Below are 14,460 nucleotides of genomic sequence, written 5' to 3' on the forward strand. Positions count from 1 at the left end.
CTCGGGCGCCGGGGCCAGCCGGCGGGCCAGCGACAGGCTCAGCCGGGCGCGTTCGTCCGCGGTCAGCCGGCCGAACGCGGCCTGCTGCACCCGGTCGTGCCGGAACCGTGCGGACGCCCCGTCGACCACGACGAGACCGTCGTCGGCCGCCGCGGTCAGCGGCGCGCCGAGCAGGTCGAGCGGCACGTCGCCACCGACACACGCCATCACGTCGACGGCCGCGCGGGTGTCCGCGGGCAGCGCGGCGATCCGGGCGGTGAGCAGCTGAACCACGTCGCCGTGCCCGACGAAGTCACGGACCGCGGCCGGATCCCAGCGCCAGCCGCCGCCGTCCGGCACCAGCACACCCTCCCGGCGCAGCGCGTTCAGCAGCTCGACGGTGTCGAACGGGTTCCCCCCGGTACGCCCGGCGAGCACCTCCGCCAGCCGGTCCGCCTCCGGCAGCCGCAGCATCCCGGCGATCAGCACCCCCAGGTCGTCGACGCCCAGGTTGGCCAGGCGCACCTCGCCGGCGTCGCCGCGGTCCCGGTGCAGACGGGCCAGCACCGCGGTCAGCGGGTGCGCCTCGTCCACCTCCTCCTCCCGGTAGGCGCCCAGCACCAGCAGCCCCGGCACGTCCGGGTTGTCCAGCACGTCGTCGAGATAGCTGAACGCGGCCCCGGTCGCCCACTGCAGGTCGTCGAGGAAGAACACCAGCGGGGCGCCGTTCGCGACGGTACGCAGCAGGGTCATGCCGGCCTGCCGCAGCCGGGCCAGGAACGCGCGCGGATCGTCGCTGTGCTCCGGCGCCACGTCCAGCAGCGTCCGGAACGACGGCATCAGCGCCGCGATCAGCCCGGCGTCCGTGCCGAGCGCCTCCCGCAGCCGGGTCCGCACCTCGGCGACCACGTCCTCGGGCTCGGCGAGCAGCTGGTCACCGAGCCGGTCGAACGCCTCCCGCACCGCGCCGCCACCGGCATCGTGGTGGAACTGGTCGAACTTGCCCGTCACGAACCGGCCGCCGGCCGCCGCGACAGCCGGGCGCAGCCGGTCCACCAGCGCGGTCTTGCCCACCCCGGGCGGGCCGGTGATCAGCGCCAGCGCGCTGCCGGTGTGCGCCTCGTCGAGCAGCGCCCGCAGCGCGGCCAGCGGCGCCTCCCGGCCGATGAGCTGCGCCGGCGGGGCCAGGCGGATCGGGAAGTCCCGTTCGCCGAGCACGGTCAGCCGCCCGGCGCGCAGCTGCTCCAGGTCGTGGGCGAGCCCCTCGCCGCTCTGGTAGCGCTGCTCCGGCTCCTTGCTCAGCAGCCGCCGGATGATCTCCGACAGCAACGCCGGGACCTGCGGGTTCACCTCGGCCGGGGCGGCCGGCACCTTCGCCAGGTGGTCGTGGACCAGGCTCAGCGGGTCCCGGTCGCGGCCGAACGGCGGCTGCCCGGTCGCCAGCTCGTACAGCGTGGCCCCGAGCGAATAAAGATCACTGCGGTGGTCGGCCGGGCGCCCGGTGCGGCCGGTCTGCTCCGGCGCCAGATAGGGCAGCGTGCCGACCAGCCCTTCGCCGGCGGTCGAGCCGGGCCGGGTCGCCAGCTCGAAGTCGATCAGCGTCGGTCGTTTCGTCGCCGCGTCGACCAGCACGTTCGCCGGGCTCACGTCGCGGTGCACGACACCGCGCCGGTGAATCCCGGCGAGAACCTCGGCCAGGCCCAGCCCGAGGTCCAGCAAGGCGTCGGTCGCCCAGGGCATTTCAAGATCAGCGAGGGTACGGGCACCCGAGTCGACCAGCTCCAGGGCGCCCTCCACGCCGTCCCCGGCCAGCTTCGGCGTACCGTCGACGGACTCCAGGCGGCGCAGCACGGCGATCTCGTTGCGCAGGCGTTCGGCCGCCCCCGCCCCGAGCGGCTGCTTACGGACGACCAGGGTCCCGTCCGCCAGCCTGACCCGGCTGACCCGGGTGCGGTCACTGTCGTACAGCAGCTCGTCCACACGCTCAGAAGTCACGCGCTGCCTTTCGGCCCACACGCGCCCACCATGAGCCTTGCAACCCCCCTGCCACCGACCAGCCGCCCCAGCCGCCGCCGCCGACTATCAGCGCACACATTCCGGCAATGTGTGATTTCGTCGTTGTCCTGGCCGGGATGAACGCACACGATCGGCACAATGCGTGCGTTTGTCTGCGCCAGGACGAGGATGAGCGACCACGATCGGCGATTGTGTGCGCTGGCCGTCGCTGCCGGGCGCCAGGCGGTGAACGGGGCGGTGGGGCGTGGCCCGAAAGGCATCCGAACTACGTCGCCCCAGAGCGCGTGCATGCCTCTCTCGTACGGACGAGCAGGTGTGGCCGTACCGAAAAAGGAATGAGAGAAGCGGGAGCCGCGGCCGGACGGTGAGGTGCGCGGTGTTGCGAAAGGGCGTGACGCGTCCCCCGTGCGCGTCACGCCCTGGTCCGGCCATCCCCCACCGTCCTGGGGATGGCCGGACGTTCTCATCGGGTGACGGACCACCAGACGGTGGTGTCCGGGGGCAGGATCACGTTGTCGGCGGTTCCGTCCAGCGGGCCGCTGGCCAGCAGGATCTCGCCGGGGCGGCCGACCGCGACCGGCTCGGCGCTCATGTTGACCGTGCAGTGGAAGACCGGAGCGCCGGGCGCTGCGCGTTCGAAGGCGAGCACCCCGGCGGGCGCGGGCGCCCAGGTCAGGTTGTCGGTCGGGGCGAGCGCCGGGTTGTCGCGGCGGATCGCCAGGGCCGAGCGGTACAGCTCCAGGGTCGAGCCGGGCACGCCGGCCTGCGCGGCGACGCTGAGCTGCGCCCACGACGCGGGCTGGGGCAGCCAGCTGTCGCCGCCGGCCGGGCCGAAGCCGTAGGGGGCCTCGGCGCCGCTCCACGGGATCGGGACGCGGCAGCCGTCGCGGTAGCCGTCCTGGCCGGTCGCGCGGTGGAAGGCCGGGTCCTGGCGAACCTCCGGCGGCAGGTCGATGACCTCCGGCAGGCCCAGCTCCTCGCCCTGGTAGACGTAGGCGGAGCCGGGCAGCGCCAGCATCAGCGCGGACGCGGCACGGCCACGGCGCAGGCCGGCCTCCTCGTCGACCGCTGCCGGTTTGCGGCCGGCGGCGTCGCCGTCGATCTTCTGCATCAGGCGGGTGGTGTGCCGGACCACGTCGTGGTTCGACAGCGTCCACGTGGTGGGCGCGCCGACCTCGCGCATCGCGGCGAGCGAGTCGTCGATCATCTCGCGCTGCTCGTGCACGTTCCAGGCGGTGCCCAGGTAGCTGAAGTTGAACGCCTGGTGCAGCTCGTCGCCGCGGACGTAGTTGGCGACCCGGGCCAGCGAAGGCGCCCAGGCCTCGGCGACGGCGATGCGCTCACCGGGGTACTCGTCGAGGATCCGGCGCCAGTCGCGGTAGATCTCGTGCACGCCGTCGCGGTCGAAGAACGGGCTCTCGCCGGCGCCCAGCAGGTGCCACTCGCCGGTGTCGCCGATGTCCGGCAGGCCGGCCTCCTTGACCATGCCGTGCGCCACGTCGACGCGGAACCCGTCGACGCCCAGGTCGAGCCAGAACCGCAGGATGGTCTTGAACTCGTCCCGGACCGCCGGGTGCTCCCAGTTGAAGTCGGGCTGCTCGGGGGCGAACAGGTGCAGGTACCACTCGCCGTCCTCGACCCGGGTCCAGGCCGGCCCGCCGAAGATCGACGGCCAGTCGTTGGGCGGCAGCTCACCGTCGGCGCCCTGGCCGGGGCGGAAGTGGTAGCGCTCGCGGAACGGGGAGCCGGGACCCTCGGCGATCGCGCGCTTGAACCAGTCGTGCTGGTCCGACGAGTGGTTGGGGACGAGGTCGACGATGACCCGCAGGCCGAGGGCGTGCGCGCCGGAGATCAGCTGCTCGGCGTCGGCGACGGTGCCGAAGATTGGGTCGACGGTGCGGTAGTCGGAGACGTCGTAACCCGCGTCCGCCTGGGGCGAGGCGTAGAAGGGGGACAGCCACACCGCGTCGACACCCAGGTCCCGCAGGTACGGCAGCCGGCTGCTGATGCCGGGCAGGTCGCCGATGCCGTCGCCGTTGGAGTCGGCGAAGCTGCGCGGGTAGATCTGGTAGATGACCGCGTTGCGCCACCACGATGCCGGGGGCGCCTCCACGGTGGGCGGTGCGATCAGTTGATCCGTCATGGCGACGAACGCTAGCAGCTTACTAACACGTGTTACATAGCTGAGCCGCTGCTTTCTTGCAGCAAGTTCTTGCAAGCGGTCGTTATGCCGGTTTCGCGGTGGATTCCCGGACGATCAGCGAGGTGCCGAGGGTCTGGTGCGGGTGCTGTTCCTCACCCCTGATTGCCGAGATCAGGAAGTCGGCGGCCATCCGGCCCTTGGTCACGATCGGCTGCCGCACGGTGGTCAGCCGCGGACGGAACCAGGCGGACTCGGAAAGGTCGTCGAACCCGGTGACCGAGACCTCTGACGGCACCTGGATTGCAAGTTCTTGCAAGGCATCCACGGCGCCGTAGGCGAGGATGTCGGAGAGGGCCAGGATCGCGGTCGGCGGTTCGGTGGCCGCCATCAGGGCGCGAGTGGCGCGATAGCCCTCGCTGCGGGACACCGGAACTTCGGCTAGCCGTACGTCAGACATGGAAAGACCGAACGGAACCAGCGCCTCGGCGATCCCCGCCATCCGCCGCGCCAAGGGCCCCCGATACCCGCGCGCTGCCGCCGCGGGCCCCGGGTCCATCGACAGCACCGCCAGCCGCCGGTGCCCCAGATCCAGCAGGTAGCGGGTCACCTCACGGGCCCCGCCCCGGTCGTCGACCTCGACACTCGGCGCGCCCTCCAGGCGGTCGCTGTCGATCAGCACGAACGGGATGCCCCGCCGGGTCAGTTCGGCGACCTCGCCACGGTCCGCCTCCAGGCCGCAGACGATGAAGCCGTCGACCGCGGCGTACGGAATCGCCTTGAGCACCGAATCCTGAAGCGGCGGAGTCAGCAGCAGCGTGTAACCCTCCTGGTCGCACACCTGCCCGGCGCCCATCAGGAACCGTGCGTAGTACGGGTTCTCCAGGATCCGGGCCAGCCGCTGGGGGAGCAGCACCCCGATCGAGTTGGTGGTGCCGGCCTGGAGCATCCGGCCCAGCGTGCTCGGCGCGTAACCGAGCGCCTCGGCGGCGGCCAGGATCCGTTCCCTGGTCGCCGCCGAGATCCGCTGCGGATTGTTGAACGCGAAGGACACCGCCGACCGGGACACGCCCGCCGCCGCCGCGACGTCACTGGACGTGGCCTTTCCCGACGGCATGGGCGGCACACTATCCCACCGCGGACACCGGAACCCGTACCGCCGCGTCGAAGAGGTAACCCAGCGTGTTGAACCGGGCGACGTCCGGCTGGGTGTTGCCGCACACGTCGGTGGCCCGGGCCAGCAGCACGTGCTCACCGGCGCTGGGCGTCCAGTCGTACTCCCAGCGCTGCCAGACCCCGCCCGGCGTCGCGCCGTAGGGGCGGGCGCGGCGCCAGACCGTACCCCCGTCGGTGCTGACCTCGACCTCGCGGATCGGGCCGTCGGCCGACCAGGACCGGCCGGTGAGCCGGGTCCGCACGCCGGCCGGGAAGGTCGTGCCGGGGTCGAGCTCGAACGCGCTCTTGATCGACTGCCTGTCGAACGGCTGCCCCTCGGCCGGGAAGTCCGGGCCGAACAGCCGGTAGAACTGGGTGTTCCACGGCGAGAACAGCGGCTCGGCGGAGACCTCGATCCTCCCGACCCACTTGATCGAGGAGATGCCGATCCAGTGCGGGACGACCACCCGGACCGGGAAGCCGTGGTCCGGCGGGAGCGGCTCGCCGTTCAGCTCGTAGGCCAGGATCACGTCGTCGAACGCCTTGCGGACCGGGAACGGGCGGCGCACCGGGCCGAGGTTGACGCCGCCGCTGACGAAGTCGGGGTCGAGCCCGATCGGCTGGACGTCGACGGCATCGCGCGAGATCCCGGCTTTGCGAAGGACTGTCGACAGCCGGACGCCCTTCCACTTGCCGACGCCGATCGCGCCCAGGGTCCATGCCGTCCCGGAGACGGTCTGCCCCTGCTGCGAGGTGTAGTAACTGCGCCCGTTGCCGGCGCACTCGATGGCGATCGGCGCGGTCACACTGGGCAGGCGCTTGAGGTCGTCCAGTCCGAAAAATGCCGGCTTGGTGCCGCTGCCGGAAATCTCCAGCTGCCACGAGTCCGCGGAGATCGTCGGCGTCACCGTGTGGTTGCGCACGAAGAACCGGTCGACCGGAACGTAGTACCCCTGGTCCTTCAGGGCCGAGAACCGAGTCTCCGCGTTGGTGCCCAGAGCCCGGAAAAGATCAGCCGGCAGGGGTTTGACGATGGGGGAGGCGGCGGACGCGGGTGACGCCGGAAGCAGAGCGGCGGCAGCCGTCAGTGCCAGCAACTCCCGGCGAGAGAATCCACGCGCCCGCCCGGCACGGAAATCATGCAGTCTGCGCTCGTCGTACGCACGCTCACTCATGCCGAGGGATCCTATCGATTAAGTAGGATAAATCGATAGTCCTTGAACGGAGTCTTTGAACGCGGGCCTCTGAACTCGGGTTTCTGAACAGGGCGATGCCGGGTGGCCGTTGTGGCCACCCGGCATCTCTGGCGGTGAGTAGAGGCTTTACCGGTTGTGGTCGCCGGCGGTTTCGGTGACCTGGGTGCGGTTGACCGCCTCCCAATCGGTCTGCGGCCGGTTCGCCGGCGCCTCGGCGCTCTCGGTGATCGGCTGCGGGCGCCCCGGCCACCAGAACCGGTCGCCGGTGAGCGTCGCCAGGGCCGGGACCAGCACGGTACGCACGAGCAGCGTGTCCAGCAGCACCCCGATGCCGACGATCACCCCGATCTGGGTGAGCGTGACCACCGGCAGCACCCCGAGCACCGCGAACACCGCCGCGAGCAGGATCCCGGCGCTGGTGATCACGGCGCCGGTGACCGCGAGCGCATGCACCATGCCGTCCCGGGTGCCGCGGGTCGCCGCCTCCTCCTTGGCCCGGGTGACCAGGAAGATGTTGTAGTCGACCCCGAGCGCGACCAGGAACAGGAACGAGAACAGCGGCACCGAGTTGTCCAGGGCCGGGTAGTCGAACACGTTCCGGAACAGCCACGACCCGGCGCCGAGCGAGGCCAGGAAGCTGACCACGACCGTGACCATCAGCAGCACCGGGGCGACCAGCGCCCGCAGCAGCGCGACCAGCACCAGGAACACCACGGCCAGGATCACCGGGACGATCACGATCAGGTCGTGCCGGGCCGCGTCCCGCGTGTCGAGCGCGGTCGCGACCGATCCGCCGACCAGCGCCTGGCCGTCCAGCCCGGCGCGCAGGTCCCGGATCGTGTCGAACGCCTCGGCGGTGTCCGGCGCCGCTTCGAGCACGGCGCTGATGCTGACCTGGGTGGCGTTCTGCTCGGCGACCCGGGCCGAGGCGACGCCGCCGGTGGCCGACACCGTCGCCAGCACCTGCTCGGCCTTGGCCGGCTCGGTCAGGATCACCGCGGGCCCGGCGGCGCCGGCCGGGAAGTACCTGGAGAGCGTCTCCAGGCCCTGCACCGACTCGGCCTCGACCCGGAACTGCTCGGTCTGCGACAGGCCGACCTTGGTGCCGAGCCCGCCGAGCGCGAGCAGCCCGAGAACGACCATCGACGCCGCGGTGACGACGACCGGCCGGCGGACCACGCCCCGGCCGACCCGGGCCCAGAAGCCCTTGCCGTCCTCTGGCCCGGACTCGCCGACCCGCGGGATGAACGGCCAGAACAGTTTCCGCCCGCAGATCACCAGCGCGGCCGGCAGCACGGCGAGCGCGAACACGGCCGCGATGGCCACCCCCGCGGCCGCCGAGACGCCGAGCGCGGTGTTGCTCTTCAAGCTGGCCAGCAGCAGCGTGAGCAGGGCCAGGATGACCGTGCCGGCGCTGGCCGCGATGGCCGGGCCGGCCCCGCGCAGCGCTTTGGCCATCGCCTCGAACCGGTTCTCATACCGGTGCAGCTCCTCCCGGTAGCGGGAGATCAGCAGCAGCGCGTAGTCGGTCCCGGCGCCGAACACCAGCACCGTGACGATGCCGGCGGTGGAGCCGTTGACGGCCAGGTCGGTGTGCTGCGACAGCAATGCGATGACCTTGGCGGCCAGCTGGTCGGCGAACCCGACCACGAACAGCGGGACGACCCACAGGATCGGGCTGCGGTAGGTGACCAGCAGCAGGATCGTGACGACCACCACGGTGACGATCAGCAGCTTGGTGTTGGCCCCGCTGAAGCTGTTGGACAGGTCGGCGCCGAAGCCGGCGCCGCCGGTGACCTGCGCGGTCACTCCCGCGGGCAGGCCGTCCCGCACCTTGGCGCGCAGCTCGGCGACAGCGTCGCTGGTGGCTGTCGCGTCACCGGTGGCCGGCAGCGGCACGGTGACGATGGCGGCCTTACGGTCCTCGGACAGGATCGGCCGGCCCAGCCCGGTGACCGTGACCAGGTCGGCGTCGGTGAGCGCCGCCCCACCCTTGGCCACCACGATCAGCGCCGGGTTGGTCCGCCCGGACGGCAGCTGTTTCTGCAGCTCGGCGACCCGCGTCGACTCGGCCGAGGACGGCAGCGACGAGGTCGGGTCGTTGTCGGTCTCGGTGTCCCCGGCGAACCCGAACACGAGTCCGCCGAGCAGCAGGGCCAGGAGGAGCGTCGCCCATGCCCTTCTCATTGCTGGTGCCCCCAAAGCATTTCTTCAAGAATGAGAATCTTTACGATCGAGATTGTTCACCATGGGGAGTCGATCTGCAACACTTACCCCCGTGGAAGGATCCGAGACCGCGGAACGTGGGCGGTTGCGCAGGGAGCTCGTCGACCTGCTGAACAGCTACAGTGGCGAGGCGCAGCACATCGGCCACGCCTTCGCCAACCAGCACCGGCTGCACGCCACCGACATGCACGCGCTGCTCGCCGTCATGCACGCCGAGCGCCGCGGCGAGCCGCTGACGCCGGGCCGGCTGGGCGAGGCGATCGGCCTGACCTCGGGCGCGACGACGGCCCTGATCGACCGCCTGGAGCGCGGCGGCCACCTGCGCCGGAGCCGGGAGAGCGCCGACCGCCGGGTGGTCCATCTCCGCTACGCGGACGCCGGCATGGCCTTGGCCCTGGCGTTCTTCACCCCGCTGGCCCCCCGGACCGACGAGGTGATGGCCCAGTTCGGCGTCGACGAACTCCACACCATCGAAAAGTTCCTGAACGGCATGATCGGCGCCCTGACCTCCTACCGAGACGAGCTCCGCCGCCCCTGACCCAAACGCCGCCGCGTCCCCTCACCCGGCTCCGCGCGCCCGCCGCGTCTCTCACCCGGCTCCGCGCGCCCGCCGCGTCTCTCACCCGGCTCCGCGCGCCCGCCGCGTCTCTCACCCGGCTCCGCGCCCCCGCCGCGTCCCCTCACCCGGCTCCGCGCGTCCGATGCGTCCCTCACCGGTTCCCCGCGTCCGATGGGTCTCTCACCCGGTTCCGCGCGCGTCCGCGTCGATCGTCCCCTCGCGCCCGATGCGTCCCTCACCCTGCTCCGCGCGCGTCCCGCCGATCAACCCCTTTCAAGATCAACGGCCGCTCCGGTACGGAACACCCGTCCGCCAACCGCACCCACCCCGCCCCGGGCCTACCTCGCGACAGCCCGGCCGGTCCCGGCCGAAACGCGACCGCCGGGCTGAATGCGGCCCAAGACGAACCCCGCCAGCCGTCGCCGAGCACTCTTTCCGCGCCCTCTTTCCAGCCCTGAACGACGGCTCGCCGCCGGCTTCGCGGTACAGGACCGTGAGCCGTCGCTGAGCGTCCTTTCGGTGTGCGTTTTCCCGTGATGGGCGACGGCTCGCGGTGTGGGTGTCGGTGGTCTGGTGGTGCAGGACCGTGAGCCGTCGCTGAGCGTCCTTTCGGTGTGCGTTTTCCCGTGGTGAGCGACGGCTCGCGGTGTGGGTGTCGGTGGTCTGGTGGTGCAGGACCGTGAGCCGTCGCTGAGCGTCCTTTCGGCGCGTGCTTTCCCGTGGTGAGCGACGGCTCGCGGTTCGGGGTTTGCAACGGAGGTGCACCAGGGGCTAATCACAACCGGACACGGGTGCTGCCGATCGAAGGCGGCGTGCGAACCGAGCCCCTACTTGCCGAGGCCGATGCCCTGCTCGCCCGCGGCCGCGCCCACAATGCCGAACGGCTGCTCGCGCCCTTCGTCGGGCGGGAGCCGGAGAACGTCGGCGCCTGGCACCGGATGGCCCGGGCCCGCCTCGACCTGGACGACCTGGACGGCGCCCTGCTCGCCGCGCAGGCCGCGTGGCACCTGGACCCGTACGGCGTCGAGTCGCTCTTCTGGCTGAGCCAGGCCCGTTCCCGCCTGGGCGATCACGCCGAGGCGATCGCGGCCGCCGCGGCCGCCTGCCGGGAGGACCCGGGCAACCCGCGCCTGCACAACCGGCTGGCCGAGGCGCAGCTGGCGGCGGGCCTGCCGACCGACGCCGCCGAGGGCCTGCGTGTCGTCGCGGACATGGCTCGCTACGACGCCGACCTGTACGTCACGTTCGGGCTGGCGCTGTTCGCGATCGGCCGCCCACTGAGCGCCCGCGAGGCCCTCGGTCACGCCCTGGCAATCGATTTCGGTCATGCAGGTGCGCGGGCGGCTCTGCGGAAGTTCGACCGTGCGATGAGCACCGCGATCGACGCCGCCTCCCTGGCCCTGGCCGCCGACGACTTCGCCGAGTCACTGCGCATCCACCCGGGCCGGCGCCCGGCACGTCGTCCTGGCCCGGGCCGCGAGGCGCTCGGCCACGTGGCCCGGGTGTCCCTGGTGTGGTTCCTGGCCGCGATCGCCGGCGTCGGCATCCTGGAGGCGACCGGCCTGCTGGTGGCCCCCACCAGCCTGTACCTGACCCTGTTCTGCGCCGCCGGCGCCGCCGGTTGCGTGTCCACCCTGGCGCGCCCGTCACCCTAGCCGCGCTTCTGTTTCGGAGGTCTGCGGGCGGTACAGGGCGGACCCGAAGTCAACAAGATCGACGAACGGGTGCGGGCGGCGGCGGGCCGGCAGCCGATCTTGGGTCGGGGCAGATCTCGGCTCCGAAAGCTCGCCAATCGCCGCGCTTCCGCCGCTGCTGCGGCCGACCCGGTTCCGCCGAGCGGACCGGGTTGTCCAGTCGAGCGGGCCGGGCCGATTCGGTTGAGCCGGCCGGGCTGTTCCGTCGAGTGGGCCGGGCTGTCAGCGGGAGTCGCGGAGCTGGCGGAGGATGCGGGTCAGGTCGGCGCGGTCGGCCGGATTGAGGCCGGCGAACAGGCGGTCGGCCTCGGCCGCCCTGGCCTCGTTGATCGCCTGCATCGTGGAGACGCCCTCCGGAGTCAGGGCGACAAGTGTCGCGCGGCGATCCGACGGGTCCGGCTTGCGGACAGCCAGGCCGCGTTTCTCCAGGTCGTCGATCACCTCGGTGGCTGAACGCGGCACGATCCGCAGGTGCTCGGCCAGGGCGCTGAGCCGCATCTCGCCGTGCCGGGAGAGCACCCCGAGCGCACGGGACTGCGACGGTGACACGTGCCACGGCTCCAGAGCGACCCGGATGTCCACGCGCAGGCGCCGGGTCACCGCCCAGAACGCCTCCAGCAGGTTCTCCTCCTCCACGGGAACAATCTAACAGCGACTATCGTTGTTCCCTCATGGTGAGGTAACCTCAGCGTTGTTCCGGTGGCCCGTGGTTTCACGGGGCACCTCAGCCGTACCCCCAGGAGGGTTTGTTCTTGGCAGATGGAAAAGGCCGCGGCGCGGCACGCACATTGACCCCCGCGGAGAAGGCGCAGGCCCGCGCTGTTCCGCTGCGCCGGATCGGCGCACTGTTCATCGGCCACCGCCGGCAGCTCGCCGTCGTCGTGGCCGTCATCGTCCTCTCGTCCGTCATCGCGATGGGTTCGCCGTTCCTGCTGCGCGAGGTCATCGACGTTGCTCTTCCGCAGTCCGACGTGCGGCTGCTGGTGCTTTTGGTGGCCGGCATGATCGGCATCGCAGCGGCCACGTCCGCGCTCGGCGTGGTGCAGACGTGGATCTCGACGACCGTCGGCCAGCGGGTCATGCACCGGCTGCGCACCCAGGTCTTCGCACACCTGCAACGGCAGTCGGTCGGCTTCTTCACCCGCACCCGCACCGGCGAGGTGCAGTCCCGCATCACCAACGACATCGGCGGCATGCAGCAGGTCGTCACATCGACCGCCACGTCCGTCGCGGCCAACCTGACCACGGTGATCGCCACCCTGGTCGCGATGACCGCCCTGTCCTGGCAGCTCACCCTGGTGTCGCTGGTCGCGCTGCCACCGGCGATCTATTGGACCAGGCGGGTCGCCCGGATGCGCCAGGCGATCACCGCGCAGCGGCAGCGTGAGCTCGCCGACCTCAACGTCATCATCGACGAGGGCCTGTCGATCAGTGGTGTCCAGCTGGCCAAGACGATGGGCGCCGGCGGTCAGCTGACCGACCGGTTCACCGCCTCGTCGGCGCGCCTCATCGACCTGGAGCTGCGGTCGGAGCTGGCCGGGCGCTGGCGGATGGCCACCATGAGCATCGTGTTCGCGGTCATCCCGGCGTCGATCTACCTGGCCGCGGGGCTGCCGTTCGCGGCCGGGGCGATGAGCATCGGCACGCTCGTCGCGTTCACCGGGCTGCAGGCCGGGCTGTTCCGGCCGCTGATGAGCCTGCTCGACGTGGGTGTCACGCTGACCGCCTCACTCGCGCTGTTCCAGCGCATCTTCGAATATCTCGACCTGCCGGTCGAGATCGAGGAGCCGGCGGCACCCGTCCGGCTCGATCGGGTGCGAGGCCACCTGAGGTTCGACGACGTCACTTTTGTGTACGGGGAGAGCCCCACCGCAGCCCTGGCCGGAGTGAGTCTGGACGTCCCGGCGGGAACATCGCTGGCCCTCGTCGGCGAGACCGGTTCCGGCAAGAGCACTATCGCCGCCCTGATCGCCCGCCTGCACGACCCGACGTCGGGCCGCGTGACTATCGACGGTGTCGACCTGCGCGACCTGTCCCTGGACGACTTGGCCGCAACGGTCGGGGTGGTCAGCCAGGAGACATATCTGCTGCACACCACGATCCGGGAGAACCTGCGCTACGCGAAACCGGACGCGACCGACGCCGAGATCGAGCGTGCCGCCCGGGCCGCCCAGATCCACGACCTGATCGCGGCCCTGCCTGACGGCTACGACACGATGGTCGGCTCCCGCGGGCACCGCTTCTCCGGCGGGGAGAAACAGCGCATCGCCATCGCCCGCACGCTGCTGCGCGACCCACGGATCCTGGTGCTCGACGAGGCGACCAGCGCCCTCGACAACGAGACCGAACGGGCTGTCCAGCGCGCTTTCGACGAACTGTCCCGAGGCCGCACTACGGTGACGATCGCCCACCGCCTGTCCACGGTCCGCGACGCCGACCAGATCGCCGTAATCGACCACGGCCGCATCCTGGAATCAGGCACACACGAGACGCTGCTGGAGGCCGAGGGCCGATACGCCGCCTTGGCCCGCTGACCGTTCCCTCACCCGTTACCGGCCCGGCATTGCCGAGCGGCTTTCGCTCGGGGTGCGGTGTTGCCGAGCGGCTTTCGCTCGCGGTGGGGTGTTGCCGAGCGGCTTTCGCTCGGGGTGCGGTGTTGCTGGGAGGCTCTCGCTCGCGGTGCGACATTGCCGCGTACCTCGCTCGCGGTGGGGTGTTGCTGGGCGGCTCTCGTCCGCGGTGGGGTGTTGCCGAGCGGCTTTCGCTCGCGGTGGGGTGTCTCAACCGGGGTTCGGTGTTGCCGAGTGGCTCTCGCCCGGGGTGGGGTGTTGCTGGGCGGCACTCGCTCGCGGTGCGGTGTTGGCGAGGGCTGTCGTCCTTCGAAGTGGAGGCCTAATCTCCTGCTGATCTGGATAGAAAGCAAAGCCCGACCCGTGCGGAGCTGCAGGTGACTGTGGCCATGACGCGAGGCTCGCCCTATCTCGCGGGGCGTAGGGACGTGATGACGCCTTCCCGGAGCAGTTTCCCCCACCCCGGGCAGGCGTGATGCGCCCCGGAAGACTTGTGGATTTCCGCGAGAAAGGAAGCTTCTTCGGCGCTTTTGCCGTATTCGGGGTTAATCCCCCTGCTGTGCGCTGTTTCCCGCCGGGCCTTCGGGTGATCGCGCCGGTCACGCAGGCGATTGAGAGCACCGACCCCAATGTCAAAAATTTCGCATTCGCGGAGGATTCACTCCCGACCAGCCTTGTAGATCTTGCACGGTTCTCCACGTTGGCAGCGATCTTGCATGGTTCTTCACGTCTGGGTGTGGTTTGTCATGCAAGGTCTACTGCGCCGGGGAGACCTTGCAGCTTTCTTCCTGCTGGGGTGTGGAAAGGGCTGCAAGATCGGTGCGAGCGTGGAAAGTCGTGCAAGATCCGCGGGCGAGGGGCGAGGGGCGAGGGGCGAGGGGCGAGGGGCGAGGGGCGAGGGGCGAGGGGCGAGGGGCGAGGGGCG

Annotated in this window: 9 protein-coding genes; 3 read left to right on the forward strand and 6 right to left on the reverse strand. The window is 71.1% G+C overall.

The features are described from left to right. The 5 genes from AB0E94_RS51255 to AB0E94_RS51275 all read right to left on the reverse strand — a co-directional run. Nucleotides 1-1,974, reverse strand: a 1,974-nt coding sequence (locus tag AB0E94_RS51255) for an AAA family ATPase (protein ID WP_360343742.1), incomplete at its 3' end; no start/stop codon positions are given. 484 nt (nt 1,975-2,458) lie between these two features. Continuing rightward, the gene (locus tag AB0E94_RS51260; RefSeq protein ID WP_360343745.1) at nt 2,459-4,138 is read right to left on the reverse strand and encodes a glycoside hydrolase family 13 protein; all 1,680 of its coding nucleotides are present in this window, start codon (nt 4,136-4,138) and stop codon (nt 2,459-2,461) included. 82 nt (nt 4,139-4,220) lie between these two features. Then, the gene (locus tag AB0E94_RS51265) at nt 4,221-5,252 is read right to left on the reverse strand and encodes a LacI family DNA-binding transcriptional regulator (RefSeq protein ID WP_360343748.1); all 1,032 of its coding nucleotides are present in this window, start codon (nt 5,250-5,252) and stop codon (nt 4,221-4,223) included. A 10-nt stretch (nt 5,253-5,262) separates the two neighbouring features. Further along, nucleotides 5,263-6,465: a sulfite oxidase gene (locus AB0E94_RS51270; RefSeq protein ID WP_360343751.1), complete on the reverse strand. Its 1,203-nt coding sequence runs from the start codon at nt 6,463-6,465 to the stop codon at nt 5,263-5,265. A 147-nt stretch (nt 6,466-6,612) separates the two neighbouring features. Then, entirely contained in the window at nt 6,613-8,673 is a 2,061-nt protein-coding gene (locus AB0E94_RS51275; RefSeq protein ID WP_360343754.1) for an MMPL family transporter, read from the reverse strand. Nucleotides 8,674-8,734: 61 nt separating this feature from the next. Here AB0E94_RS51275 and AB0E94_RS51280 point away from each other — a divergent pair, with 61 nt between their 5' ends. Beyond that, on the forward strand, nt 8,735-9,250 hold the full coding sequence (locus tag AB0E94_RS51280; protein WP_360343757.1) for a MarR family transcriptional regulator: 516 nt from the start codon (nt 8,735-8,737) through the stop codon (nt 9,248-9,250). A gap of 833 nt (nt 9,251-10,083) precedes the next feature. After that, nucleotides 10,084-10,926: a tetratricopeptide repeat protein gene (locus tag AB0E94_RS51285; protein WP_360343760.1), complete on the forward strand. Its 843-nt coding sequence runs from the start codon at nt 10,084-10,086 to the stop codon at nt 10,924-10,926. A gap of 261 nt (nt 10,927-11,187) precedes the next feature. On the opposite strand, the gene AB0E94_RS51290 is transcribed toward AB0E94_RS51285, so the two are convergent. Next, the gene (locus AB0E94_RS51290) at nt 11,188-11,601 is read right to left on the reverse strand and encodes a MarR family transcriptional regulator (protein WP_360343763.1); all 414 of its coding nucleotides are present in this window, start codon (nt 11,599-11,601) and stop codon (nt 11,188-11,190) included. Between the two features lie 152 nt (nt 11,602-11,753). Between AB0E94_RS51290 and AB0E94_RS51295 the strand changes: the two genes are divergently transcribed. After that, nucleotides 11,754-13,499: an ABC transporter ATP-binding protein gene (locus AB0E94_RS51295; RefSeq protein ID WP_360343766.1), complete on the forward strand. Its 1,746-nt coding sequence runs from the start codon at nt 11,754-11,756 to the stop codon at nt 13,497-13,499. Nucleotides 13,500-14,460: the final 961 nt, after the last annotated feature.

This window comes from Actinoplanes sp. NPDC026670 (assembly GCF_040638175.1).
Lineage (GTDB): Bacteria > Actinomycetota > Actinomycetes > Mycobacteriales > Micromonosporaceae > Actinoplanes.

Excerpts from the sequence above, each read along its gene's own strand:
- AB0E94_RS51280 (WP_360343757.1), top strand. The coding sequence starts at position 8,735 with ATGGGGAGTCGATCTGCAACACTTACCCCCGTGGAAGGATCCGAGACC.
- AB0E94_RS51275 (WP_360343754.1), bottom strand. The coding sequence starts at position 8,673 with ATGAGAAGGGCATGGGCGACGCTCCTCCTGGCCCTGCTGCTCGGCGGA.
- AB0E94_RS51265 (WP_360343748.1), bottom strand. The coding sequence starts at position 5,252 with ATGCCGTCGGGAAAGGCCACGTCCAGTGACGTCGCGGCGGCGGCGGGC.
- AB0E94_RS51270 (WP_360343751.1), bottom strand. The coding sequence starts at position 6,465 with ATGAGTGAGCGTGCGTACGACGAGCGCAGACTGCATGATTTCCGTGCC.
- AB0E94_RS51260 (WP_360343745.1), bottom strand. The coding sequence starts at position 4,138 with ATGACGGATCAACTGATCGCACCGCCCACCGTGGAGGCGCCCCCGGCA.